This is a genomic window from Paenibacillus sp. CR_12 (assembly GCF_041953985.1).
GTDB lineage: Bacteria > Bacillota > Bacilli > Paenibacillales > Paenibacillaceae > Paenibacillus_AQ > Paenibacillus_AQ lautus_A.
This window is the reverse complement of the sequence record NZ_JAVFHO010000010.1, coordinates 85618-111227: the sequence shown is the minus strand read 5'-3', so window position 1 is coordinate 111227 and position 25610 is coordinate 85618. Positions and strand designations below refer to the sequence as shown.

24 protein-coding genes are annotated in these 25610 nt (G+C 53.7%); 5 read left to right on the top strand and 19 right to left on the bottom strand.

Annotation, left to right across the window (positions count from 1 at the left end; genetic code table 11):
- Positions 1–79: 79 nt before the first annotated feature.
- Positions 80–1357 carry a BaiN/RdsA family NAD(P)/FAD-dependent oxidoreductase gene (locus RB297_RS27240; protein ID WP_192569742.1) on the top strand — a complete coding sequence of 426 codons (1278 nt, stop codon included), beginning with the start codon at positions 80–82 and terminating at the stop codon, positions 1355–1357.
- Positions 1358–1407: 50 nt separating this feature from the next.
- On the opposite strand, the gene RB297_RS27235 is transcribed toward RB297_RS27240, so the two are convergent.
- The 3 genes from RB297_RS27235 to RB297_RS27225 all read right to left on the bottom strand — a co-directional run bounded on the left by RB297_RS27235 (position 1408) and on the right by RB297_RS27225 (position 3636).
- A complete protein-coding gene (locus tag RB297_RS27235; RefSeq protein ID WP_375121874.1) occupies positions 1408–2673 on the bottom strand; it encodes an ABC transporter permease in 1266 nt (421 codons plus the stop codon).
- Between the two features lie 14 nt (positions 2674–2687).
- Entirely contained in the window at positions 2688–3419 is a 732-nt protein-coding gene (locus RB297_RS27230) for an ABC transporter ATP-binding protein (RefSeq protein WP_375121873.1), read from the bottom strand.
- Between the two features lie 82 nt (positions 3420–3501).
- On the bottom strand, positions 3502–3636 hold the full coding sequence (locus tag RB297_RS27225) for a hypothetical protein (protein WP_255250681.1): 135 nt from the start codon (positions 3634–3636) through the stop codon (positions 3502–3504).
- A gap of 212 nt (positions 3637–3848) precedes the next feature.
- Here RB297_RS27225 and RB297_RS27220 point away from each other — a divergent pair, with 212 nt between their 5' ends.
- Positions 3849–4319: a MarR family winged helix-turn-helix transcriptional regulator gene (locus RB297_RS27220; RefSeq protein ID WP_375121872.1), complete on the top strand. Its 471-nt coding sequence runs from the start codon at positions 3849–3851 to the stop codon at positions 4317–4319.
- Between the two features lie 74 nt (positions 4320–4393).
- Here RB297_RS27220 and RB297_RS27215 read toward each other — a convergent pair whose 3' ends face one another.
- From RB297_RS27215 to RB297_RS27160, 12 genes are all read right to left on the bottom strand, one after another.
- A complete protein-coding gene (locus RB297_RS27215; protein WP_255250682.1) occupies positions 4394–5401 on the bottom strand; it encodes a glycoside hydrolase family 53 protein in 1008 nt (335 codons plus the stop codon).
- A gap of 333 nt (positions 5402–5734) precedes the next feature.
- Positions 5735–7807, bottom strand: a complete 2073-nt coding sequence (locus tag RB297_RS27210) for a beta-galactosidase (protein WP_096777022.1) — start codon at positions 7805–7807, stop codon at positions 5735–5737.
- Between the two features lie 40 nt (positions 7808–7847).
- Positions 7848–8726, bottom strand: coding sequence for a carbohydrate ABC transporter permease (locus RB297_RS27205; RefSeq protein WP_009594891.1), 879 nt, complete (start codon positions 8724–8726; stop codon positions 7848–7850).
- 21 nt (positions 8727–8747) lie between these two features.
- Positions 8748–9638, bottom strand: coding sequence for an ABC transporter permease (locus RB297_RS27200; RefSeq protein WP_036664449.1), 891 nt, complete (start codon positions 9636–9638; stop codon positions 8748–8750).
- 172 nt (positions 9639–9810) lie between these two features.
- Positions 9811–11496 carry a type 2 periplasmic-binding domain-containing protein gene (locus RB297_RS27195; RefSeq protein ID WP_213580199.1) on the bottom strand — a complete coding sequence of 562 codons (1686 nt, stop codon included), beginning with the start codon at positions 11494–11496 and terminating at the stop codon, positions 9811–9813.
- A 97-nt stretch (positions 11497–11593) separates the two neighbouring features.
- Positions 11594–13231, bottom strand: a complete 1638-nt coding sequence (locus RB297_RS27190; RefSeq protein WP_375121871.1) for a response regulator — start codon at positions 13229–13231, stop codon at positions 11594–11596.
- A complete protein-coding gene (locus RB297_RS27185; protein ID WP_277747828.1) occupies positions 13212–15002 on the bottom strand; it encodes a sensor histidine kinase in 1791 nt (596 codons plus the stop codon). Before RB297_RS27185 ends, RB297_RS27190 begins: the two co-directional genes overlap by 20 nt.
- 256 nt (positions 15003–15258) lie before the next feature.
- Positions 15259–16773: an MDR family MFS transporter gene (locus RB297_RS27180; protein ID WP_096777026.1), complete on the bottom strand. Its 1515-nt coding sequence runs from the start codon at positions 16771–16773 to the stop codon at positions 15259–15261.
- A gap of 146 nt (positions 16774–16919) precedes the next feature.
- A complete protein-coding gene (locus tag RB297_RS27175; protein WP_375121870.1) occupies positions 16920–18551 on the bottom strand; it encodes an ABC transporter ATP-binding protein in 1632 nt (543 codons plus the stop codon).
- Positions 18552–18555: 4 nt separating this feature from the next.
- Positions 18556–19143, bottom strand: coding sequence for an ECF transporter S component (locus RB297_RS27170; RefSeq protein ID WP_375121869.1), 588 nt, complete (start codon positions 19141–19143; stop codon positions 18556–18558).
- Between the two features lie 125 nt (positions 19144–19268).
- Positions 19269–20027, bottom strand: a complete 759-nt coding sequence (locus tag RB297_RS27165; RefSeq protein WP_096777029.1) for an energy-coupling factor transporter transmembrane component T family protein — start codon at positions 20025–20027, stop codon at positions 19269–19271.
- 19 nt (positions 20028–20046) lie between these two features.
- Positions 20047–20610 (bottom strand): GNAT family N-acetyltransferase, encoded by a 564-nt coding sequence (locus RB297_RS27160; RefSeq protein ID WP_213580195.1) that lies wholly within the window; start codon positions 20608–20610, stop codon positions 20047–20049.
- A gap of 165 nt (positions 20611–20775) precedes the next feature.
- On the opposite strand from RB297_RS27160, the gene RB297_RS27155 reads away from it, so the two are divergent.
- Positions 20776–21846 (top strand): alpha/beta hydrolase, encoded by a 1071-nt coding sequence (locus tag RB297_RS27155; RefSeq protein ID WP_375121867.1) that lies wholly within the window; start codon positions 20776–20778, stop codon positions 21844–21846.
- An 84-nt stretch (positions 21847–21930) separates the two neighbouring features.
- On the opposite strand, the gene RB297_RS27150 is transcribed toward RB297_RS27155, so the two are convergent.
- Positions 21931–22236, bottom strand: coding sequence for a hypothetical protein (locus tag RB297_RS27150; protein ID WP_009594879.1), 306 nt, complete (start codon positions 22234–22236; stop codon positions 21931–21933).
- A gap of 186 nt (positions 22237–22422) precedes the next feature.
- Here RB297_RS27150 and RB297_RS27145 point away from each other — a divergent pair, with 186 nt between their 5' ends.
- Entirely contained in the window at positions 22423–22908 is a 486-nt protein-coding gene (locus tag RB297_RS27145) for a GAF domain-containing protein (protein WP_192569754.1), read from the top strand.
- A 76-nt stretch (positions 22909–22984) separates the two neighbouring features.
- Positions 22985–23347, top strand: a complete 363-nt coding sequence (locus RB297_RS27140) for a hypothetical protein (RefSeq protein ID WP_012818992.1) — start codon at positions 22985–22987, stop codon at positions 23345–23347.
- A gap of 60 nt (positions 23348–23407) precedes the next feature.
- Here the strand turns inward: RB297_RS27140 and RB297_RS27135 are convergent, their stop codons facing one another.
- The 3 genes from RB297_RS27135 to RB297_RS27125 form a co-directional block, all read right to left on the bottom strand.
- Positions 23408–23980, bottom strand: a complete 573-nt coding sequence (locus tag RB297_RS27135) for a hypothetical protein (RefSeq protein WP_249732845.1) — start codon at positions 23978–23980, stop codon at positions 23408–23410.
- Between the two features lie 198 nt (positions 23981–24178).
- Positions 24179–24376: a YwbE family protein gene (locus tag RB297_RS27130; protein ID WP_036673676.1), complete on the bottom strand. Its 198-nt coding sequence runs from the start codon at positions 24374–24376 to the stop codon at positions 24179–24181.
- A 190-nt stretch (positions 24377–24566) separates the two neighbouring features.
- On the bottom strand, positions 24567–25373 hold the full coding sequence (locus tag RB297_RS27125) for a C40 family peptidase (protein ID WP_012818990.1): 807 nt from the start codon (positions 25371–25373) through the stop codon (positions 24567–24569).
- Between the last annotated feature and the right edge of the window lie 237 nt (positions 25374–25610).

The following is a 25610-nucleotide window of genomic DNA, read 5'->3' as shown; positions in this document are numbered from 1 at the left end:
TTTGGGATAATTCGTGAATATCCTATATAATAAGATCCATCTATTAATTGATATACCCCCAAAGGAGCTATGAGCAAACATGCTTGATTATGATATTATCGTCGTCGGAGGCGGACCTTCCGGATTGATGTCCTGCGTGGCTGCAGGGGAAAGAGGAGCTTCTGTCCTCTTGATCGACAAAGGGGACAAGCTAGGCCGTAAGCTTGGCATCTCGGGCGGCGGAAGATGCAATGTCACGAATGCCAAAGAACAGGATGAATTGATTGCCAACATTCCGGGGAACGGACGCTTTTTATACAGCGCTTTTCAGCATTGGAACAACAGGGACATCATGACCTTCTTCGAGGGTCTTGGCATTCGGCTGAAGGAGGAAGACAACGGGCGCATGTTCCCTGTTACGGACAAAGCCTCCAGCGTGGTGAATGCCCTGATCGGCAAAGTGAAGGAGCTCGGTACCGATATCCGGACGAATAGCCCGGTGAACCGCGTTCTCTATGAGAACGGCCGGACGGCCGGGGTCGAGCTGAAATCCGGGGAAGTGATCCACTCTTCCTGCGTGATCATTGCCACCGGCGGGCAATCCGTGCCCCAGACCGGTTCGACGGGAGACGGTTATCCATGGGCTGAAGCCGCAGGCCATACGATAACGGAGCTATATCCGACCGAGGTGCCTATCGTGTCTACCGAGCCTTTTATTGCCTCTAAAGAGCTGCAGGGCTTGTCACTGCGGGAGGTGGAGCTGTCCGTCTGGAATCCGAAAGGAAAAAAAGTGATTGCCCACCGGGGAGATATGCTGTTTACCCATTTCGGGGTGTCCGGACCGATCGCGCTTCGCTGCAGTCAGTTCATCCGCCAGGTGCAGCGGAAATTCGATGTCGTCAACGTGGACATGGCCATCGACATGTTCCCCGAGCGCTCTCAAACGGAGCTTGCGGCCGAGCTCAAAGGGCGATTGGAGGATGAGCCGCGAAAGAGCATCAAGAACGTGCTTAAGGGCATGCTGCCGGAGCGGATGATCCCGCTGCTGTTATCCAAATCGTCCATCGATAGCGACATGATCTGCAGCGGCATATCCAAAGCCGCGCAGGAAAACCTGGCCTCCGTTCTTAAAAAGTTTACGTTCCGCGCTTCAGGCACCCGTTCGCTGAAGGAGGCCTTCGTGACGGGCGGCGGCGTCAGCCTCAAGGAAATCCAGCCCAAAAGCATGGAATCGAAGCTGATGCCCGGCCTCTTCTTCTGCGGCGAGATTATGGATATACATGGATACACCGGCGGCTACAACATCACGGCCGCCTTTGCGACCGGATATACGGCAGGCAAGCATGCCGCCGAGTCCGTATCGCACATAGCCGATTAAAAAAGCGCGCCGGAATGCCCTGTAGACGGGAGCATTCCGGCGCGCTTTGATTATTCCTGAGGTTGGCGTTTCTCCTCCTTGTATACCGGCCAAGACATGAGCGATGGCGCGACCATGAGAGCAAGCACGGTCAATGCAAGCACGGCGAGCCATCCCATTACGCCCTGAAAAAGCGTTAACCCTGCCACGAGCGAATAAAGAAATGCGGGGACGGCGAGCAAAGCTCGTACCGCAACAATGCCGGCGGCTTGATGCTGCTGATTCGTAAACGGAAGCACATGCATGAATTCGGCTTTGGCAAACAATGCCCATCTTGTGTTCAGCCAATACGACATCATCAAGACAAGGGCGGCATAAACGATGATTTTGATGATCAGCGGCGGCAGCCAGACGGCCGGAATGCCGACCAGCGTAATCTGAACGTACAATAACAAGCTCTCAGGTTGGCGCAAAATCGCTTTAAGCCCCGCGTCGGCGAGCCTTTTCTCCGCCGTGCCTTTGAACAATCGGCCGGACTTCCGCATAAACCAGGTTTTGCTTCGTATGCTGGGCGGTTTCCCGACGGCTTGAACCAACAGCTTCTCCGTCAGCTGGACCCGAGTCTTTGCATCCTCGCGCGCATCGGCCAGGAAGGTCCCCTGCATGGCAAGACGCTTTCGGCTGAGAAAAAAAAGCAGCATGAGCAGAAGCAAGACGGCCGCCCATATCACAACATCGGACTGAAGCCAAAACGTAACAAGCAGCGTCAGCAGTCCGAATGATAGCCAGCGTACAACATACGTCATCAGATGCTTCCGCCAGCCTTTATAACGGGAACGAATCATGGCCGTCCATAGATTGGCGCACCATGCGCATACGGCTGTAACCGCCAGCAATGTGACCAGGGCAGTTCCGGTAATTTCATGTTCCCTGACGAGAATCGGCAGCGCCAGCACCGAAATAAACAAACCCTTGATCGTTGAAACCGCATGACTGTACGCCATGCCTCCGATCATTAATCCCTTCATCCATTCCCGCTGCTGGCGAAGAAACAACGTGTCGGCCTCTTCAAAGAATAACAGCACTCTGCCGGAAAACATGAAGAGCAGGATCGCTACCACCGCTTGCAGCGGCAGGAATTGTACCCATCCGGGAAGCGGGCTAGTCCATAACTCGCGGTATAACCCGCCTCCCAAGAGAAGGCCGGGGACAATAATGTAGAGCATCACGACCCAGTCGACCACGGTCGCCAGATTGTCGCGCTGATTCTTCCAATGAGCGGTCACCCTTCGCCATAAGAGGGAGCCCGGATGTCTGAAGTGATGTGATCGTTCCATATCCATCATCCCCCTCATGTCAGCGCATCGAAGCAGTCAAACAACGATGCGCCGGGAAGTTCAGCGGACTGCCGGATTTGGTCCAGCGTGCCCTCCGAGGCAATCCGCCCTCCGGATATGAGCACAAATCGATCGCAAATTTTCTCCGCGGTGTCCAGCACATGGGTAGACATCAATACACCTGCGCCGCGGCGCCTCTCCTCAAGCAGCAAATTCAGGAAGTCGCGGGTTGCCCGGGGATCCAAACCGATAAACGGCTCGTCCACGATATAAACGTCGGGTTTGGAGAGAAAGCCGATCATCAGCATCATCTTCTGCTTCATTCCTTTGGAGAAGCCTCCCGGCAGTTCATGGCGTACCGACTCCATGCCGAACTGCCGAAGCAGCTGGGCGGCCTGCTCCTCGAAATGCTGATCGTCCATTCCAAAAGCAGCGGCTGCCAGATCCAAATGCTCCCACAGCGTCAAGTCCTCGTAAAACACGGGCTGCTCGGGAACGTAAGCATATCGCGGAGGGTTGCCCGCAATATAGACGTCGGCCTTGCTATCTTTAAGAAGCCCCAGCACCGCCTTAATGGTCGTGCTTTTCCCCGCTCCGTTCGGTCCAATCAAACCCAGAAGCTCGCCGGGCACCACTTGAAACGATATATCCCGTATGCGCGGGCGGCTTGGTTCGTATCCTGCCTCCTGAATATCCACCTTCAGCACCGGTTCAGGCCCAAGTCCATTCTCTTGAATCTTATGCATCCTAACACCCCATCCGTTGTCTCTATTCCCAGTATTACGCATCAGGGCAAGGATTAGTTGCATTTAGCGAAACATTCTTGCATTATATCGTAGTCGTTTCAGGGACCAGATGGACACCTTTCCCTGCTGCAGCGGCAACATCTTTCCTGTCGATTCTGCCTTTGCACAGCAGCAGCGGTTTGAGCCCCGCGTATTCTGCGGTTTGTGCTTGCTTCATGTCCCCCACCCTTTTCTTCCCATTTGAATTTCATTATAGGATCGGCGCGCGGAGGGCGTATCGGGCTGGAGGCATCGTGGCTGCCGGAGCCGTAGGATGAAAAATGTTTCGTCCGCATTGTGACAAATCACATGTTGCATTTGTACATTTCAGCGTAATCTTAGATTTGAAGTAATTCAGGACATGAGTCCATACCAAAGGCGGGAGAATGTATGAAGGTGTCACATGAACGCGATACACAGCTTGCGATGCACCTGTATCGGGTGTTTGCCAAGTCATTCAAGAGCGTCAACGAACATGTCGTGAATGGCAGTAAAATCGAAGGCTTTAATCCAACCTCTTTTGCCGTAATGGAAGTACTGTTCTATAAAGGCCGCCAGCCCATCCAGCAGATCGGGGCACAGCTGCTCCTGCAGAGCGGAAACGTAACTTACGTGGTCGATAAGCTGGTTGAAAAAGGCTACGTGCGCCGCAGACCCTGCCCCGAGGACAGACGAGTGATCTATGCCGAGCTGACTCTATCCGGAGAGCAATTGATGCAGAAGCTGTACCCGCTGCATGAACAACACATCCAGCATGCCTTGGGAGGATTGGACGAGGAAGAGAAGCGCCAGCTGATCGGACTGCTGGGCAAAATGGGAAAACATGCGGAACAGGTGCAGATCGTGCGCCAGCAGGGCTGAAAAAGCAAAGAGAAGAACCCTTCCTCCTTCTCGGAAACAGGGTTCTTCTTGCTCAATGTACCGGTTAGAAACGCTCAGTCTTTAAAGCCTTCCAAGGCAATGGTCGGCTTCCCGTCCGCCTGCCAGGCTCCCTTGTTGTATCCCGCATTGTATCCCGGCGTAGCTTCAGGCTCCCAGTAGAACACGCCCAGCCCGGTACCTCCCGCTAAGCCTCTCACCTTGGTCTTGATGCTCTGGATAAAGCTCTTGGCTGCCGCCGGCTGATTGTAATCCATGCCGATTTCGCTGATCATGATGCTTTTTCCATATCTGGCGGTCATGTCTTTGGCATTGGCTATCGTCTGATCGACCTTCGATGACCAATCGCCCGCTTCCGGGTACAGCGACATGCCGATAATATCGAAGTTCGCGCCGTTGCTGATCAAGCCGCCAATATTCCACTTGAACAATTCATTGTCGTAGCCATTCGATAAATGAACGATCGTCTTGGTCTGGCCGCTGACGGACTTCACCGCGTTATGCCCCGTATTGACGAGCCATGCGTAATTCTTCATGTTCGCTGAGGCCTTGCCGTCCTCCCACAACATTCCGTTGTTGGTTTCGTTGCCGACCTGTACCCAATCCGGAGTCACGCCCTTGTTCTTCATGGTGTTCATCACATAGACGGTATGGGAATAGACCGCATCCATCAGCTGCTGAAAAGTAAAATTACGCCAAGCATAGGGCTTGTTCTGCTGTCCCGGATCCGCCCAGGAATCGCTGTAATGCAGCGTAAGCATAATGCTCATGCCTTTATTCTTGGCACGCTGGGCCAGCTCGGCGGCTTTTTCCGCATTCAGATAACCGTTCATGTAATCATTCATGTTGGGATTGACCCAGACACGGATCCTTGCCGAATTGATCTGGTAATCGTTCTTCAGAATGTCCAGAATATCGCGCTGAACCCCTGTCTTGTCCTTCCACTTATACCCTTGAGCTTCCATACCTGGAACCCAGCTGATGTCCGCACCTTTTGCAAAGGCAGGTGCCGCCTCGGCGGCGCCGTTACCCGAAAAGCCGAACGTTAATGCAAGCATTGACATGCAAAGAAACATCCTGAACCAAACTCCTTTCGCGACTCCAGTCATTACGATACCTCCTTGGTTTTTCGTTCACTGCGCAAGCGACACTCTAATTGTAAGCGTTTTCCATATGGAGCAACAGGGCATAATGCCAACTTATCCGGTCCTTTTCCAAGCAAAATGAACCCGGCGCAAGGGGCCGGAATGTCAGATCCGGTGCGGAAAGGACGATCACATGGAATAGGCAAATGAGCGGCGCGGTGCATGATGAAGGGACAGGCTTCGCACGAAGGCAACTGTCCCTGGAAGAGGCATGTTTTGAAACGAATCGGAACATTGGAAGGCTGAGCCGGCTTACGCTCTCGCTCCTTTTTTGATCACCTTCACTCCGTAAGGCGCCAACTCTAGCTCTGCCCCTAGGGCTTCGCACGAGATAAAATCACGGTAATCGGCTCCGTCCAGCGTGACCCGCTTCGCTTCGCCAGAGAAGTTCATCACAAAAATGTAATCCGACTCTCCATCCGTACGAATGGATGAGCTTACGCCCGAAGGCAGCTCCACCGGCAGCGCCCGGCGGACGCCTGTCTGTTCAACGAGCTTCCTGTAAAAATCGGAATGAAAAGGCTCCTTGTTCCGGGAGGCGATATAATAGGCCCGGCCCTTCCCAAGCTGATTGACCGTCAATGCTGGCCGTCCCGCATAGAAATCGGACCGGTAAACGGCCAGCGCCTCCGCCGTCTCCAGATGAATGAGGTCGCACAGCTCAACGGCTTCATAGGCCTCGGCCAAGCCAAGCCCCCCTCCGTCATTCGTTACGATCCCATTGACATCGTGATCATGGAGAGCATCGATTTCCTCCGACCATATGCCGAGCGTCTTACGAAGGGGACCCGGAAATCCGCCAAGGAAGCAAAGGTCAAACTCGTCGACGATTCCCGACCAATACGTCGCAACAAATGTGCCGCCCGCTTCCACAAATTGTTGAATCCGTTCGCCCACGCCTGGGCGCACCATGTACAGCATGGGGGCGACCACCAGTTTATATCCGGAGAAATCCTGCTCCATATCGATGACATCCATCGGGACTCCCTGCTTCCATAAAGCCCGGTAATGCTCCTGCACGGTCTCCTCATACTTGACTCCCTTATTCCGCGGCCCTTGCGCATCGTTGATGGCCCAGCGGTTCTCCCAGTCAAAAATGACCGCCGCTTCCGCCGGAATGCCCGTTCCTACAACGGCATCCATCTTGTTGAGATAGTCCCCGACCTCAGCCACGTCGCCGAACACCCGCGTGTGTTCATGACCGACATGATCGACGACGGCGCCGTGCAGCTTCTCGCTCGATCCCCTGCTCTTGCGCCATTGAAAATATTGCACCGTATCCGAACCATGGGCAACGGCTTGCAGGGAAGACAGCAAATGCATACCCGGACGCTTCAGCTTGCTCACCGGCTGCCAGTTCGTCAAACTTGGGGTGCTCTCCATCAGCATCCACGGCTGCCCGCCTTTGATCGAGCGGACGATATCGTGCATCATGGCAACGCGGGCTGCCTGCGCGGCCTCATCCCCGCCCTGATCATGCCAGGTCGGATAGCTGTCCCAGGATACCACGTCCAGCAAATCGGCAAACTTCCAGTAATTCAGTCCTTCAAAATATTCCATCAGGTTGGTCGTCACCGGAAGGGATGGATTGACCCTGCGGAGGGGTTCCGTTTCGTGCCGGATGAAATCCGCCGTCTGATCGGTTACGAACCGTCTCCAATCCAGGTTCATTCCATGTACCTGCGTCTCCCCGTGCGGCGACGGAGATTCAACCTGGCTCCAATCCGTAATCGTATGGCTCCAGAATGCGGTCCACCAGGCATGGTTGAGGTCATCCAGCGTGGCGTACTTCGCCTGCAGCCAAGACCGGAATGCGTCCTGACAGTAGTCGCAGTGGCAATCGCCGCCAAACTCATTCGAGATATGCCAGCCGATCACGGCCGGATGGTTGCCGTACCGCTCCGCAAGCTTCCTGTTGATCGTATGGACCTTCTCCCGATAGACCGGCGAAGTATAACAGTGATTATGCCGGAAGCCGTGCAGGTTACGAACGCGCCTCTCGCTTACGCGCAGCACCTCGGGATACTTCTCCGACATCCAGGCCGGTCTTGCGCCGCTTGGCGTTGCCAGAAAAGCATAAATTCCATTGGCGGCAAAGCGGTCCAATACGCCGTCAAGCCAATCAAACGTGAATACCCCTTCCTCGGGCTCCAATGAAACCCATGAAAATATGCCGACGGACATCACGTTGCAATTCGCCAGCTTCATCAGCCGGATATCCTCTTCGAGCACTTCGGGATAACGGAGCCATTGCTCCGGATTATAATCGGCGCCATGCAGCATGTGCGGAACGCTTGAGCTAATCGGATTAAACGTTCGTTTCATAGTAAGTTAAACCTCCTGTTTCCTGATAGGATCGCATCTCTTATTCTTTGACAGAACCCAGCGTCATCCCTTTAACGAAAAAACGCTGCAAAAAAGGATAAACCAGCAGGATGGGCGCCGCGCCGATAAAGATCTGTGCGGCATTCACCGTCGTCTGGGACAACAGCTCCATCTCCTTCGGGCTCATGCTCATCGAGCTCATGTCCCGCTGGATAATGACCGTCTGCAGGAAGGTCGCCAGCGGGAAATCCTTGGCATTGTTCAGATACAGCAGCCCGTCAAACCACGAGTTCCAGTGGAACACCATGCTGAACAGCGCAATCGTGGCAATCGAGGGCAGCGAGATCGGCAAATAAATCTTAAACAGCGTTTTGAAATGGCCGGCTCCATCGATGAAAGCCGCTTCCTCCAGTTCTTTCGGAATTCCCCTGAAGAAGTTCAGCATCAGGATCACCAAAAAGGTGTTCACGGTGCCGGGGATCACCAGCACCCAGAAGGAGTTGATCAGGCCCAGCTTCTGAATCACGATATAGAACGGCACCAGGCCTCCATTGAACACCATGCTGAACACAAACAGCCAGGAATAAACACTGCGGCTGCGGAAGACGCGGTTCTCTTTGGACAGCGGATATGCGGCCAGAAACGTCACGGCAAGGGTCAAAGCCGTTCCCAGTACGGTACGTGCAATCGAGATCCAGATCGAGTGTAGAAATGCCGGGTTATTGATCGTTTTCTTGTAAGCTTCCAGCGAAAAATCGACCGGCCATAATCCCACCAGACTGGCGTCGGCAGCGGCTTTGGAGCTGAACGAAATCGCCAGCACATGAAGCAGCGGAATGATGCAGAGAATGGCCAGCGCGACAAGCAAGCAGGTATTAAACACGTTAAATATGCGGTATTCCATCGTTTTATGGTACATGGCTCTCCCTCTTTCGCTCTGCTAGAATATACGGTAGCCCGCCCACTTGTAGGCCAGCCGATAGGATACGAGAATAAGGACCATGCTGATCACGGATTTGAACAAGCCGATAGCCGTTCCGAACCCCATCTCGCCATTCAGGATCGCTGTCCGGTATACAAAGGTATCGATGATATCGCCTTTCTCGTATACCAGCGGATTGTACAGGTTGAAGATTTGGTCAAACCCGGCATTCAGGATGTTGCCGAGCGCCAAGGTCCCGACAACGATCGTGATGGGAATCATGGAAGGGATCGTGATATGAAGCGTTTGTTTCAGGCGTCCCGCTCCATCGATTTCCGCGGCTTCGTACAGGGTCGGGCTAACGCCGGCCAGCGCAGCCAGGAATACAATCGTATTGTAGCCAAACTCCTTCCAAACGTCGGATACGATCACCGTGAACCGGAACCAGTTATTGTCTCCGAGAAAAAAGATCGGATCGATGCCGACAGCGGCCAGAATTCGATTAACAAAGCCGTCGACGGCGAGCATTTCGATCAAAATTCCGCCCAGGATGACCCAGGACAAAAAGTGGGGCAAATACACCATCGTTTGGATGCTCCGCTGAAGCGCCGTTTTTCGGATTTCATTCAGCAGAATGGCAAACACGAACGGAATCAGCAGATTGAACACGATTTTCATCACCGCGATGACAAAGGTGTTCCATATGACCTGCATGCTGTCCTGCCTTTCAAACAAGTATCGGAAATTGTCCAAGCCCACCCATGCGGAGCCGCCAACGCCCTCCCACGGCTTATAGTCCTGAAAAGCCATAATGATGCCGCCCATCGGCAAATAACTGAACAAGAACAGACAGATAAGGGCCGGCAGCAGCATGACGTGGAAAGGCCATGTTTTTTTCATCCTCTTCATCCAAGATCCTCCCGTTAAATCAATCTACCTCTTGATTATAGGACCCGTCCCACGGGGCGCAGTAGCCCACAAAACCAATATTCATGGCACGATAGCAATCAATTTGCAGCGTCTCTCATGGAACAAAAAAGACGGCCTAGGCAGGCCGCCCTTCATTACTCGGTAACCACAACTACTTCACGCTTTGATACCATTCGTTAACCTCTTTGGTGATCTGTTCCCCGCCTCCGGCTTTCCACGTTTCCACAAACGTATCAAACGATTCAACGGGCTGTTTGCCGTAAATGATCTCGTTCAGGGTTTGGTTCTCGATCTTCAGGAGATAATCCCACTTCGATTTCATGGTGGCGGTTACCGGTCCCGTAAACATGTTCTTCTTGGAGATCTCCTCTTGGGAGAGCAGCACTTCCGCAGCGGCAGGGGTATCCTTGCCATAGTTGACCGCAACGTCCTTTTCGAGGCGGCTCTCCGGCTTCCCGCCTTTCGCCAGCTTCAGCAGCGCTTTCATCTGCTCGTCCGGAATGCGGGCACCGTCGCGGACCAGCAAGTAACGGACGACATTCACGTAACCGCCTTGGATCTGATCGTTGGGCACCATTTCGCCATTGGCATCGAGCTCGAAGTCGTAGCCCTCGAACAGCCCGTTGGCAAATTCGCCGCCTTCCTTGGATACGGCAAAGTTATCGAACAAGTAGTTTTGATACGTGAAGAAGGCCTCAGGATGCTCCATATCTTTATGGATCAGGGTAACGCCGTTCGTATACTGCGTTCCATGGCGCATCGCAATGCCGTCAGGGCCAGCCGGAATCTGGACAGGCTTCCAGACGGCTTCCGGCGCATTCTTCACGGTATCGATCAGCGGCCAGCCGCTCATCCAGTAAGGCCCCGGAATGATGCCGGCCGTTCCGGCTACAGCCGGCTCCGCCGTTTTGTTCTCATCCCACAATGCGGCTTCCTTCGGAATGTATCCTTTATTCATCCACTCGTTCAGCTTCACCAAGCCCTGCTTCATGCCCGCATGGACCGAGCCGTATTCCAGGCTTCCGTCCTCAGCCACGTTCCACTGCTGCGGCAGCGTTCCGTAAGCGCCGAATATCCATGACGGATCGCCCATCCAGGTGCTCATGGACGTTTTGAAGCCGATGCTCAGCGGCGTGACTTTATCCGGAGCAAGACCGGACGGGTTCTGATTCTTGAAAGCATCCATCACCTGCTCAAGCTCATCCATCGTTTTCGGTGCGCTCATCCCCAGCTTGTCCAGCCAATCCTGCCGGATCCATAATACATAGTCGTGATTATAGGCAAAATCCAGAACCGGAAGCCCCATTCGCTTACCGTCCCGGCTGTACTGATTCCACACGTTGGGATCCAGATTCATCGCGTTCTTCCACGTTTCCGATGCATACTGGTCAAACAGCGTGCCGACCTCGGCAAACATGCCGGAATCGATCAAATCCTGGGCCAGCTGCTGATTTTCGGTGCCGAGCGTGACGATATCCGGCATTTCCTGTCCGGAGGACATGGCCAGCCGCAGCTTGGTTGCAAAAGCGCCGTTGGTATCCGTAATGGACCACAACGATTTGATGTTGATGCCAAACTTCTCCTTGGCCCACTTCGTAGCCACGTTGTTCTCGATCGTTTCCCCATTCTTGAATTGAAGCGTCGGATCGACGCCCCACACCGTCGTAATCGTAACTTCCGGATCGTATTTCTCTTTGTAGACGTTTTCAGTTTTGGATTCGGCCGGCTGCTGCGCCGCTTCCGGTTTCGGCTCGCCGCCGGAGCATCCGGCCAAGGATCCGGCCAGGAGCAAGGACGCGGCCAGGATCGGGAACCATTTCTTTCTTCTAGCGGTCATCGTTAAATCCCCCTTCTACCACCTTATGGATTACATGTTTAATTATAGAGGGGCCGGCAGCCGCATCCTATGTCACGAATCGAAGATTTCTGCACCTTTAGCAACATCCTTGGTCTCTGTATTCGTTCGGGGTCATTCCGTAGTGCTTCCGGAACATCTTGCTGAAATACTGCGGATTCTGGTATCCGAGCTCAGCGGTAATTTCATAAATCTTCTTGTTCGTATGCTTCAGCAGATATAACGCCCGCTCCATTCGCTTGCGGATGATATAATCGCCGAGTCCCTCTCCGGTTTCGCTCTTATAAATCTTGGATAAATATACCGGATGCAGAAATACCCGGTCCGCAATCGTCTTGACGGACAGGTCGTGACCCGAATCGGCAGTCACCATCTCCTGGACCTGCTTGATGATATGGCTCTTGCTCGTTGTCTCCTGTTCGGACGAGATATCATGAAGTTTATTCAGCATATCAAGCGACCAGGAGCGCAGCTTGGCAGCCGACTGAACCACCTGCTGAATATATAAGGGGTCCCAGCCGGCCTGGTCCAGCTGATGAATGTAATGCCCCTGCTTGTGAGCAATGTACATATAGGCATTCGCAACCGATAAAAATATTTCATACAACGCCGTCTGCCCGATGAATGCGGTTTCAACTTCTGCAAAAACTTGTTCTATTTTGTCCCGGGCGGCATCCCACTGCCTTGTTTCCAGCAGATGCAGCAGGCTGGGCGGCTTTGCAAACGCCTGGGTAACGTCCCATACAGGCTCATGCAGCCGGTCATCATGGTCTTCCGCGAATCGGATAGCTTCATGATCTCCGTTTCCCCAGAGGTAAAGCGAGCTTAGTCCCGACCGGTAAACGGATCCCAGTTCCCCCGGAAAATCAAAGGAGTCTGACACGAAAACCGAAATGCTTCCCTTTAAATAGCTGCCCACATCCTGTTGAAACTGGGTTATATACCGTTTCAATTCGCGGGAATCCGCGAATGTTTCCATATCTCCAGCGTTCGGCACTCTCTTGGGCTGAGCCAATAGAATCAAACAATGATGCGGCGTTTTACAGGACCACACATGGAGCAGCTCGGCAAATACCTCCTCGGCAATGTTGCCGATGGCATATTCCATCAGTCCCACCGAATAGTCGTCCATTCCCGTAAACCTCTGCCCTAGCTGGATCAGCAGCATGATCGTCCGCTGGTCTGTTCGGAGCGGAATTTCATATTCATGAAGCTTGTGATCAAGCGAATGACGCGGCATCTCGCGTCCCAGCAAGAGATCATGCATGAGGCTGTTTCGCAGAATGCCGAGATCCGATTTGCGGCTGTACATCAGCTGATGGTAGTGCCCAAGCTCCTTCCGCTCCTCCTGGATCGACGCCAAGGCGGAGCTCACGCTCCGCATGAATTCACCATCGTCCACCGGCTTCAAAATGTAATCGGATGCCTGCAGCCGAATCGCCTGCTTGGCATATTCAAAATCCGAATAACCCGTAAGTAAAATGCAGCGGATATGCGTCCAACGCTCGGTTATGGTCTCCATCAGCTCCAGGCCGGTCATCACCGGCATCCGAACATCCGTAACCACCACATCGATGTCCTGCTCCTCCAGCAGGTCGATCGCCTCCAGGGCGGAAGAAGCCTGATACACTTCTTCAATATCCAGCTCACGCCATGGTATCGTCTGATATAAGCTTTCCGTAACATAACTCTCGTCATCAACCAATAAGATATTCATCGACTCTTTGCCCCCTGCCCTGACTTTGATTGATTCTTCCCAAGCGTTCCGGCAATGGCCAGTAGAGTACAGCCCGTACGCCGCCTTGCGGAGATGCCGCAAACCGCAGGCCGGCTTCTTCGCCATAACGCAGCCGCATGCGCTGGTGAACATTCCAGACGCCGCAGCCCATCTCCTGATCCATCGGCCTGTTCAGCCGGGCCTCCAGCTCGGCCAGCTTCTCCCCGTTCATGCCGATTCCGTTATCATCCACTTGAATGCAGGCCAGACCGTTCACAATCCGGAAGGTTACCCTGATTTCACCGTCGCCCGAGTGAGGTTCAATGCCATGCAGCACGGCATTCTCCACCAAGGGCTGAATGACCAGCGGCGGGATCTCCATGCCTTCCGCTTCCTCCGTCAAATCAAGATGATATTGGAGACGCCTCATCCGCATCTGCTGGATTTCCAGATAATGCGTAACGAACTCCACCTCGTCCGACAAGGGAACCAGCTCCCGTTCCTGACGCGTGGTATATCGGAAATACCGGGACAAGCTGTGCGACATCGCCACGACGGCTTCGTATTTCCGAAGCTTCGCCATGCTGGTAATAAACGAGAAGCAATTGTAGAAGAAATGGGGATTGATCTGGGACTGCAGCTGCTTCAGCTTCGCTTCCCTGACATGGATCTTCTCCATGTATACATGCTCGAACAGCTCCTGAATCTGCTCCACCATCGAGTTAAATCTCGTGGCCAGAAAACTGAACTCGTTACGGCCCGCTACCTTCATCCTCACCCCGTAATCCCCGGCTTGGAGCCTTCGGAACACATAAACCAGCTGCTTGATCGGAACCTGAACCTGGGAGTACAGCAGATATGCGGCGAGGCAGCTCATCAGGAGCAATGCTGCGATCGAAATATAAAAGAGCCTGTTCGACGTATGGATCGGCTTCATAATGTCCGATAGCGGAATATAGTCTATCAAATACCATCCGGTCGTTTCCGATAATACGATGCTGACCGAATAGGTTTTGCCGCCCACTTCCTTCACGCGGTTCTCCACGTCTTCGAGCGGCTCCCGATCCAGCTCCGCCATCATATGGTTAATCAGTTCCTGGTCCGCGGTACGGTTGTAGATAACGCCCGAATCCGGTTTATAGTAGAACGGATCGCTCCTTCCGTCGCTCTTAAAGCGGTCCAGCATATCCTGGATGTTGGTGCTGTCGAATTCAACCTTGATCACGGTATTCGACTTGCCCGTATGATGCTGGGTGGAATACGGTGCCACCGAATACCAGACAAACAGGAAACGCCGGTCGCTCCCCTCGTAATAAGGAGTGACCTGCCACCCCGGCTTCACGTCCTCCGCGAGCTCCTCGGGCGAATAAAACCCGGCATCGCTTTCGGTGACCACCCGCCCGAGGGATGGGGAATAAATGGCCAGATGGCTCCGCCAGTTCGAAGAGCTCTCCTGTATGCTCAGCTTCGTCTGAATTTGCTTCACCAGATTAATCGCGTCCAGGTTCAGATACTTATCCTCCAAATATATATCCCGAAAGCTTGAGATGTCCGGGTCATGCAGGAGCAAATTCGGCCATGATGCCAAAATATCGATATTGGTATTCACCTGATTCTGAAAAAAAACAAGCTGGTTCGTATTCGATTGGCTGAGCTCCTTGCTGAGCACGTTCGTCGTGGTTTGGTTCGAATAGAAATAGAGGCCGACAATCGGAATCAACATCAGAAAAATGAACAGGACGATTTTTCGGAACAGATTAAATTTGGACATACATCGGCAGCCCCTTGGTTTATGTAGTGTGAGAAGTCATTTATAGCGAAATATGTTTATTATATCGGAGTTCGCCCTGTGCCGTGTAGGGCATAAAAGCAAGATTTCGGGCACTTTCGAAGGGATTGTTACGACATGGACGTTTGCGCAGCCCCCAAAGAGCGCATCCAACAAAAAAACAGGATCACGGCCTCAAAGAGACCGGGGTCCTGTTACATTTTTATTATGAAATATATGCCTTACATGCGTCCATCGATCAATGGCCTGACGGTTGTTCCTCTCCCGCCTCCGGTTCAGGGGGCGCATTGCGGAAGGCGGCCACGATCAACATACAGATCACCGCCATCACGGCCATCACCACGAACAGGGAATTAAGGCTTCCCTCCAGTATTCCGCTCAACAGGCTGCCTGACCCTTCCGGCAGTTCGGCCATTCCATGCGGGGAGAGCAATTTGTTAATGTCGTCGCTCGTAATGCCGGCCGCATCCGGCTCAGCGGCAAGCCTGCCCGCGATTCCCGCATTGACCCATAATCCGAACACCGCTACGCCCACGGTCTGACCGAACGTCCGGATGAAGGAGTTCAGCGCCGTGGAAGCTCCGCGAACCTCATAGCCGACCGAGGATTGCGCAATGATCTGAAACAAGGTGGAGATATAACCGAAGCCGACGCCATAAATGAACGTAAAGACCAGCAGCACGCCCAGCGCCGTATCCTTATGCATGAACGCCAATCCCACCGCTCCGATGATTAGAAGCACGACGCCGATCAGCGCCGTATTCCGTGAGCCGGATTTAACGATCAGGCGACCGCTGATGATCGAGCCGATCAGCCATCCGATCGACATCGGGGCCAGCGTCAGACCCGACAAGGTGGCGTTGCCGCCACGAACGCCTTGAATCCACAGCGGCAAATACGTGGTCAACCCGATGATAAGCGCACTTACCAGAATATTGGCTATCGTCGATACCGTAATATCCCGGATCTTGAACAGATGGAGCGGCAGCATCGGCTCCTTCACCCTGCTCTCCACCACCAGGAACGCAGCGAGCAGCACCACGGAACCGATCATCAGACCGAGCATGAACGGAGAATTCCAGGAATAGCTCTCCCCGCCGCCGACCGCGAGCGCAAACAGCAGCGCGGTCATTCCCACGGTAAACAGGGCCGCCCCCCCGTAATCGATCGATACTTCGCGGGCGTTGCGCTCCTCTTTGAAATAACGGAAAATCAGCCCTATCGATAACAGCCCGAACGGAACATTAAAAACAAAGATCCAGTGCCAGGACAAGTAATCCACGAAATACCCGCCAAGCAGCGGTCCGATCAGCGATGAAATTCCCCAAACGGAGCTGATCATCCCTTGAATCTTCCCTCGTTCCTCCAGATTGTAAATGTCTCCGACAATCGTGAATGTCACCGGTATAACCGCACCGGCTCCGATCCCTTGGATTGCCCTGAAAATGATCAGCTGCGTCATGTTCTGCGACAGCCCGCACAGCAATGAGCCTACGAGAAAGATCAGCGAGCCGTATAAAAATACGGGCTTGCGTCCATATAAATCGCTTATTTTACCGAAAATCGGCGTCGTAACGGCCATCGTCAGCAGATAGGCCGTAAAAATCCAGCTCATCAGGCTTACGCTGCCGAAGCTGCTGATAATGGCCGGACCCGCCGGACCGACAACCGTTCCTTCGATCGCAGCCATAAAGGTGGATAACAGAATACCGACCAGGATATAACTGCGTTTGTCTTGTCTTAATACACCCACGTTCCTTCGTCCCCTTTACTCTAGACGGCCCCGGCATGACTCCTGTCCCTGCCGATCCTATTAGGACAAAACCGGGGCCAACAGCATAAAAGCGCCTCCCGATACCAGGAGCGCTTTCACATCATGTAACGTTTCTATTATAAAGGTTACCGCGAAGGTTGCACAGACATTTTCCCGTTCCGCAGATGAATAAAGGAAGTGGCGTGCCGCTTCATGAGCTCGGGATCGTGCGTGATCATCAGGACGGCCGAGCCTTCCCCGATGACATAACGGCACAGCTCGGTTACTTTATCGATGGCGGCATAGTCCATTCCCGAGGTCGGCTCGTCCAGGATATACAGCGGTCTTTCCAGCATCAATTGGCTGATGATGCTTAAGAGTCGCTTCTCGCCCTGACTAAGCAAATAAGGAGACATTTGAAGACGATCCGTAAGTCCCGCCATCTCTAACAGAAACCTCGCCCGCTGCTGCTGGCCGGCCGTCAGCTCCGGACGCTTCTTCACGGACATCCCGCCATGGAGGCTGTAGATCAGCTCCTCCCAAACATTCGGGGCCGTAAACATATATTCCGGCTGCTGGAACACGTAGCCGATCGACTCGGCCCTGCGGTAGACGGCCATTCCCTTCGTATCTTCCCCTTGCCAGCGTATGCTGCCTCCCGGAGCCGGCAGCAGGCCCATGATCAGGCGGCTGAGCGTCGTTTTGCCCGATCCGTTCTCCCCCGTCAGCAGCACCCAGTCGCCGGGATCAATCTTCGCATCGATGTCGCGCAGCGCCTCCCGGCCGCCGGGATACGCAAACGTCAGCGAATCGATCCGGAGCAGCGGGGAAACGGCAGACAGCCTGGCGCCTTCTGCATGGGATTCCGCCGCAGTTACGGAACCTGCAGGAACTGGCTTGCCCGCATGGGATACCGCCGCACTCGCGGAACCTGCGGGGACCGGCAATTCCGCATGGCGCACTGCCGGATGCGGGGGAGTTGTTGCCGGGACAGGCTTGTCCCCGGCGGCGGCACTCGCTGCCTCGCCTGCGGGCCGAGGCAGCAAGCCCAGCTGCACCAGCTGCTCCCCGCAGCGGTGCAGCAGCTCCTCCGGCGGCCCGTCCTGCACGACGGTGCCGCCGTCCAAGACGATGACGCGCCCCGCGGCGCGCGCGACATCGTCAAAGCGGCCGGACGCGGTGATCAGCGTCCGGCCCTCCGCCTGCAGCTTATGGCACAGCTGCAGGAAATTCGCCTGCGCCGCGGCATCCAGGCTGGCGCAGGCGTCGTCGAAGACGAAGAGCCGCGGGCGCAGCGCCAGCACCGCGGCCAAGGCCGTGCGCTGCCGCTGTCCGCCGGACAGGCTGCGCACCGGATCGGTCCGCCGGTGAAGCAGCCCGACCGCCGCAAGGGACTGCACCACCCGCTCCTCGATTTCCGCGGGCGGAACCCGCATATTTTCAGGACCGAAGGCCGCTTCGTCCTCTACGATCCCCTGAACGAGCTGGGCATCCGGATCCTGAAACAGCACCCCGACCGCATCCGCTACGTCGGCTATCGGCGCCGCTGCAGGATCCATGCCGTCCAGCAGCACTTCCCCCGTTCTTGCGCCTCCGCCGCTCCGCGGAAGAAGGCCGCATAACAGCTGGCACAGCGTCGACTTCCCGCTGCCGCTGGCACCAAGAATCGCGACCCAATCGCTCTCCGCTATGTCCAGATTCATATCGTGGATAACCGGACGTTCCTCTCCGTCATAGAGGAATCCCAGTCCCCGGCATGACACCCTTGTTCCCGACATCGGGCTATCCCTTAACGGCGACGGCGAACCGGCGGAGCAGGCCCGTCTTCACTAACGCTTCGCCTAAAACCTTAGTTAACAGGCCGCAGAGGAGAACGCCGCTCAGAATACGCACCGCCAGCGCAATGCCAAGCACTTCGATCGGCCAGGACGTATACCCGAACATGTTGGCCGCGAACAGGAACCAGAGCGGTACCATCGCCCCGCCAACCAGCATGAGAGCGCCGGCGCTCCACTTTTTGTATCGGTAGATCGCGAAAATCGTCTCCGCCACGATCATGTAGCAGCCCGCGGCCACAAAACACGAAGCAATGCCGTATACCGTACCGGTCAGAGCCTGAATCGTGCCGCCGATCGCAAACGTGACAACCGCCGTTCCCGGTTTACGAATGATGTAGTAAGCCAAGAGTCCATAAACCATGTAGATTCCCGTCGTCGTCGAAGTGGCGATGGGTCCGCCCAGACTGTTCAACAGCTTGTTAACCGGCCCTATGTATACGGTGAGAACGGCATTAACGGCAGCAAGCATCGCCATCAGGATAATCTCCTGCGTCGTAAAAGCAAACCATTTTTTCTGTGATGATGAATTCAAAGGTAGTCCTCCTTCATACCAGCCGCCGTCGGCGGCTGTGCTAGCGTTCGTCAACGCTTCTTTTCATATTTTGCACACTTCCGCTCTTAACGTCAACCCATTTTTTGTTGATTAAGGTTAACAATTCAGGCAATCCACCAGACGAAAACCGTTGCCAGTACATACATAACTGCCGATGCGACCGCCCATGAAGGAATGTTAACCTCCGTGCGATAGGTTCGGTCCGGATATGCGCCAAATCCTTTGGATTCCATTGCGCCCGCCGTTTGCTGAACACGACGCAGCGCATTAAGCAGGACAGCCGAAACAAACTTCAATCCGTAGCCGATGCGGCTTCCGAGTCCCTTGGGCGGTCGATGGCCCCTTACCTGCTGGGCAGCCAGAATATGGGCACCCTCCTCCTCCAACAGCGGAATGAAGGTCAGGGCAGCGGATACGCCAAACGCAAACCGGTAAGGGATTCGAAGACGTCTGGTCAGCTCGGCAACCAGTTCTCTCGGATCCGTCGTCAAGATATACGCCATCGAGGTCAGAAACAACGTAAACATCCGGAGCGACATGGCACCCGCGGCGTTCAGAGCCTCAACCGTCAGGGCGATGGGCCCCCACTGCAGCCATACGGTGTCCCCTTGGACCGTCAAGCTGGTCAGAATGAAGTAGGGTACCGCAACGATTGCAATGAGCCGGATCCCTCCCAGCAGACGCTTGCAAGACACCCGGCCGGCGAATCGGGCTTGGCCGATGCATAACAGGAGAAACAACGCCTGCTGCCAGGCTTGGTCGAGCAGCATGGCGATTACCGCTGTACAGAACAGGATCACCAGCTTGCTCAAAGGATCATATCGATGAAGAAGCGTGCCGCCCTTCTCATATTGAATCAGCATATTCCACCAACTGCCTCTCTTATAGCGTGTTCCAATCTTTTCTCAATCGCGAAAAAACGACGGCATCGACATAACCGCCGGACGTATGGCGATAATCGCGAAGCACTCCTTCGCGCATATAACCGTGCTTCGCGAACCATCGGCATGCACGCTCATTTCTTGAATCGACGAAAGCCTCGATTCGGTTTAGTCCCATGGACGCGTACCCGAAAGCCGCAACCAGCTCGGCCGCCTCGGTCATATAGCCCTTCCCCCAATAACGGCTTGCCAGCTCACACCCAAACTCGCCCTTGAACGCGCCCTCCAGCTGCCAAATATTAAATCCGCAGCTGCCGATCAATTGGCCTGTTTCGGTGATCTCGATGCCCCAGCGAATGGCTTCGTCCTGCTCGGCAAGCCGTTGCAGCCACTCAATCAGTGCCTTTGCGTCCTCGGCCGAATCCATGACGGGCATATCCAGAAAGGCGGCTACGGCGGGATCGGACCAACAGCCCAGCATCGCTTCCGCATCCTCCCTCTCCATCCTTCGCAGCCGGATCCGCCGCCCCTTCATTCCCGGAACGATTCCTTCGCATCTGTACATGGTATTCCACCCTCTCGCAAAAAAACTGACTTGCATCGGCTGTTTCCGGTGATACTATGTGCGTGTATAAAAGAGTATAGCGAAAATCAATCCGTATCCTGGTCCCCATCAACATCTTAGAGCTGGATGTATATATATTGATGGATTCGGGAGGCTTCCGTCAATATGCTTGTCACGGCTCCCTTGTACAGTGCGGAAGAAGGAGGAAGTCATCTGAGTATGTATATCGCGATTGTCTTGCTGTTCACCGTCGTTGTCATTGCCGCTGCCATTACGCAAATCGGATATCTGCAGATTACGCGGATGCGCGTAAAAAATGACCTCAAGCTGTTCACGGTGCTGGAAAAAGCCGGACTGTACAGCAGAGAGAAATATGAATCGCTTCAAAAGAACGAAGTGGCGATCAAGAGCTTTGACGGGTTGAAGCTGTGCGGCGCAGCCATTCTAAACAATCCCGGCTCCAAGCACTGGATGCTTCTTGCCCACGGCTATACCGGTTCGCGAGCCGTATCCACCCAATTCATTGATTTGTTTACGGAAGAGGGGTACAACGTGCTCCTGATCGATCAGCGCCGGCATGGACGAAGCGAAGGACGCTATACCACCTACGGTTATTATGAGAAACACGACGTGCAGGCGTGGGTGCGCTGGATTACCCGCAAATACGGCGAGGATGCGGCGATCGGGCTTCATGGACAATCGCTGGGAGGCGGAACCGTGCTGGAGTATTTATCCATCGCCGATCCGCAGGTCAAGCTTGTCATCGCGGATTGCCCGTATTCCGATTTGACGGATTTAATGCGGCATCAGCTCACGCGCATCAACAAAATCCCTTCCGTGCCGTTCCTGTCCTGGGTGAACGCCAGAATTCGGCGTAAAGCCGGGTTCAGCCTCGATCAGGTCAGCCCGATCCGTGCTGTTCGGAACAGCACGCTTCCGGTTATGTTCATCCATGGCACCAAGGATAATTACGTGCCTACCCGAATGAGCATCGAGATGTACGAAGCCAAACCGGACCCGAAAAAACTTCTTCTTATCGAAGGCGCTATCCATGCGAACGCTTATCATGTGGATCCCGAGCAATATCGGGAAGGCGTGCACTCTTTCCTTCGTGAACATATAGATCAACCCGTCCAGGCACCGCTGCCGGAAGCTGCCCGTGCAGCGCAGCCGGAAGCAGCGCCAGCCCAAAGCACCTTCCAACTGGAGCTGGACGGATCCCTTGAGACAGTATAGGACGGCGGCTCAAAAAGCCCCCGCACTGCACGCTGGTTCTGCGTGAGTCGGGGGCTTTTTTCAATTGTTATGCTGTTATCTGCCCTACGCCATGGAATCGGCCTTTTTCGGGTTCACCGGTTTAAGCACTTCATCGCAAAGCTCCTTAAGCCTGATCTGGATTTCCTTGAACTCCTCGATCCCGGCTCCCGTGAGGCTGTATCCCTCACCGTGCGCCGTTAGGAAGTTCTCCTCGGTCAAGCGTTCGAGTTCATGCTTAACCTCCCGGTCGCCGACCTTATATCCATGACGCTCCAACTCGGGCTGCATCTCGCTGATCGTAAGGTCCCGCTCATGGGCGTGATAGAGCATATGAATACCGATAAACAAATTTTGAACGTCTGCGCGCATTCGATCTTCTCTCCCTCCACCTGATTGAATTGATACCTGGTCATGTCATACATTACCCCTGCGACATGGTCAGGAATCAGCCGGATTCGCCGGAGCCTTTCTTCCCATGGCTTGTCCCTTGACGAATATCATATACTTATACTAATGTGAATGAATCAACGCAAATGAAGGAAGGGCGGATATCCAATGTTTCAAAACACACCCTATGAAGGCACTAGGAGCGAGCAATACGCCCAGGTCCTGAATCAGTTGAAAGCACTTATCCACGACGAGCCGAATGCCATTGCCAACTTGTCCAATGCATCTGCGCTGCTCAATCAGTTCCTGTCCGATACGAATTGGGTCGGCTTCTATCTTTATGATGGCAAAGAGCTGGTGCTCGGGCCATTCCAAGGACTGCCCGCTTGCATCCGGATTCCGATGAATCGCGGAGTTTGCGGAACCGCTGCGGCTAAACAGCAGACACTGCTTGTAGCCGACGTACATGAGTTCCCGGGGCACATTGCCTGCGATGCGGCTTCGAACAGCGAGATTGTGGTGCCCATGATGGTGGATGGCGCATTATATGGCGTTCTGGATATCGACAGTCCGCTCAAGAACCGTTTCGATCAAGAGGATCAAGCCTTTTTGGAGGAATTCGTCCATATATTGGAAGGCCAGCTCACATTATAATTCAGGATGATTTGACGTATTCTTCCGTACACTAACCAAGGATTGAAACCACAATTCTTAGGAGGAATACACAACCATGTATCCAATGAATAACAACAACTCGCAAATTTCGCAGCAAATTCGTCAGTGCGAGCAAATTCTTCAGCAGCTGACCCAGCAAACGCAGCAGGGCTCGGCTATGTACCAGCAGCTGATGCAGCAAGAGCAGCAAAATGCGGCCCGACTCGAGGAACTCGCTCAGCGTGAGCGTCAAGCGGCGCAGATGATCCAAACGGCCCTTCAAGGCCATCAACAGGCGATGCAGCAGTATCAGCAAATCTCCCAGATCGTTAAACAAGTGGAGTATTCCGTACAAGCCCACAACCAAACACAGCATATTCAGCCTTCATACGGCCAACAAGGTTTTCCTAACACACATCAGGGCCAAGGCTTCCAATAAGCATGCTAAAAGGGGTAACCCGCAGGTTCCTAGAATCTGCGGGTTACCCCCTCTATTGCTTTATTCCTTCTCTTCGTTTACGCTGAATTCGATCTCGGCTTGTATCTTATAGCGCTTTGGCTCTTCCCCGTTCGAACCGCTCTGACTCGCGCCCTGCGACATGGAATCAATCACGAAATCCGCGGATCCGTAGACGACGTAGCGCCCGCCCGGAAAACCATCCTTCAGCGAACGGATGAAATCTTTGAATGTCTTGTCGTCCCTGCTGTCGTATCCACCGCCGATTTTGTAATATTCGCGCAGCGGCTCGCCCTTTTTCAGCTTGGTTGTAATATAGGGCTCGTTCATGGCATAACTGATGTTGTAGTCTCTTGTGAGCTCTTTCATCGGGAAATAAAAAGCGGAGGCCGCATGGCCGATCGTAATCTCATCCTCTTCGCCGATATACTCCAGCTCCCCGTATACTTGAACTTGATCTCCCTGTTCATACTCTTCTTTCTCGCTAACGAGTCGATACACGAAGTCCCCGTCGGTAATTTCCGCCTGATTTCCCCTGGCAGCTTTATTCAATGAAGGTCCAGTCGGATCTGCCCCCTGCATCTCCTGCTTCGCGCAGCCCGTTAACATCAACATCAAGATAAACCCCATATAAAGGTATCTTCTCATCTTTTTTGTTCACCTCAACCTCCAGACGGATGGATTGGGAGCAATGTTGCATAGAAATGCAAAAAAGCCGCATCCAAAACTCCTCAGATTTGCGAAGTTTTGGATGCGGCTTTTGGTTTGCTATATCCCGCAGCCTATGGCCGCAGTCTCGGACTGCATCGAATGTTATGTCTCGTAAATGTTCTTTACCCGTCCCACTTGGCCGTCCTGAAGACGTACTTTAATGCCGTGCGGATGGTTGGGCGAATTGGTCAAAATATCTTTGACCACGCCGCGGGTTAATTTGCCCGTTCTCTGGTCCTGCTTCAGTACGATATCAACCTCAAGCCCCGGTTTGATATTGGAACGCTGCCCACCGTTCATCATCGTCCCTCCTGTTTCCTGTCTTCATGCTGTTATCCCGTTCCTACTGTCCACCTTACTGAAATCGAGAGCGAAATGCAAATCGCATAACACAAAGGACTGCCCGTCAAAGATCGTTCAGATCTCCCAACCGGACAGTCCTTCTGTTTTTATTCTAACCATGGATGAATCTTATACATGGAACGATGTTTTATAGTACGCTTCCGCCGTGCATGAAGCGGTGTTTCCAAGAATCGCCGAAGTTACCTACGAGGACGCCGCCCGATTGTTTCGAGTACGTATGCAGCAGCTTGTTGTCTCCCAGATAGATCGCTACGTGCGTAATCCGCTGTTTGGACTTGTCCAATCCGGCATAAGCGGATGCCGATGAACCTCGGTAACTCATGAAGAATACCAGATCCCCGCGCTTTAATTGATTGACGTTGTATACAGCCGTTCCTTTATCTTTGACGTACTGCCCTTGCTTCCGGGAATCGCTTGGCAGCGTAATGTTAGCACCGTCCATGAATGCGCGGCGGACAAATGCCGAGCAGTCAAAGGTGCTCGTTGAATTGCGGTTAGAACCGAATTCGTACGGCGTGCCCAGATACTTCATGCCAGCACTGATTACTTTTTCAACGCTTGCGCTCGCAGAAGGCGCCGTGCTTCCCGAATTGCCGGAAGTGTTAGAAGATCCGCTGCTTTGGTTAATATATTTAGACGAAGCATATCCTTGCTTGCCGTCCGAAGTCTTGATCTTATACCAGCTTGAGCTCTTGCCCAGAATTTGAACGCGCTCACCCTTATGCACGCGGTCAACGACTTTACCCGAAGTCGAAGGCTTATTGCGCATGTACACATTCGAGCTTGCTACACCTTTGGTTACAGACTGCACGCTGGCAGCAGACACTTCATTCACAGACCCATATCCGTAAGAACCAAGAACCGCTGCTGATAACAGTGCTCCGGCCATCAATTGTTTAAATCTTTTTTTCGAGAAAATAACGATCTCCCCCATCTCGTTTGATTGTGGAATGACGAAAATGTCATTTTCGTGATCCCGCAATCATTATAGACAGGCTGTGTCTCGGGACGCATGCTACCATCCTCACAAAAACACATGCCAACTATTGGTAAAGAGGAGGACTTTAGTCTCTTATTATACTTGAATTTAGTATAAATAGATTATTATAGCAAAAAAACATGCCAAAATAACCCAACCGGTCCGGCCTAAAGAAGTCCGGATTTCTTTGTT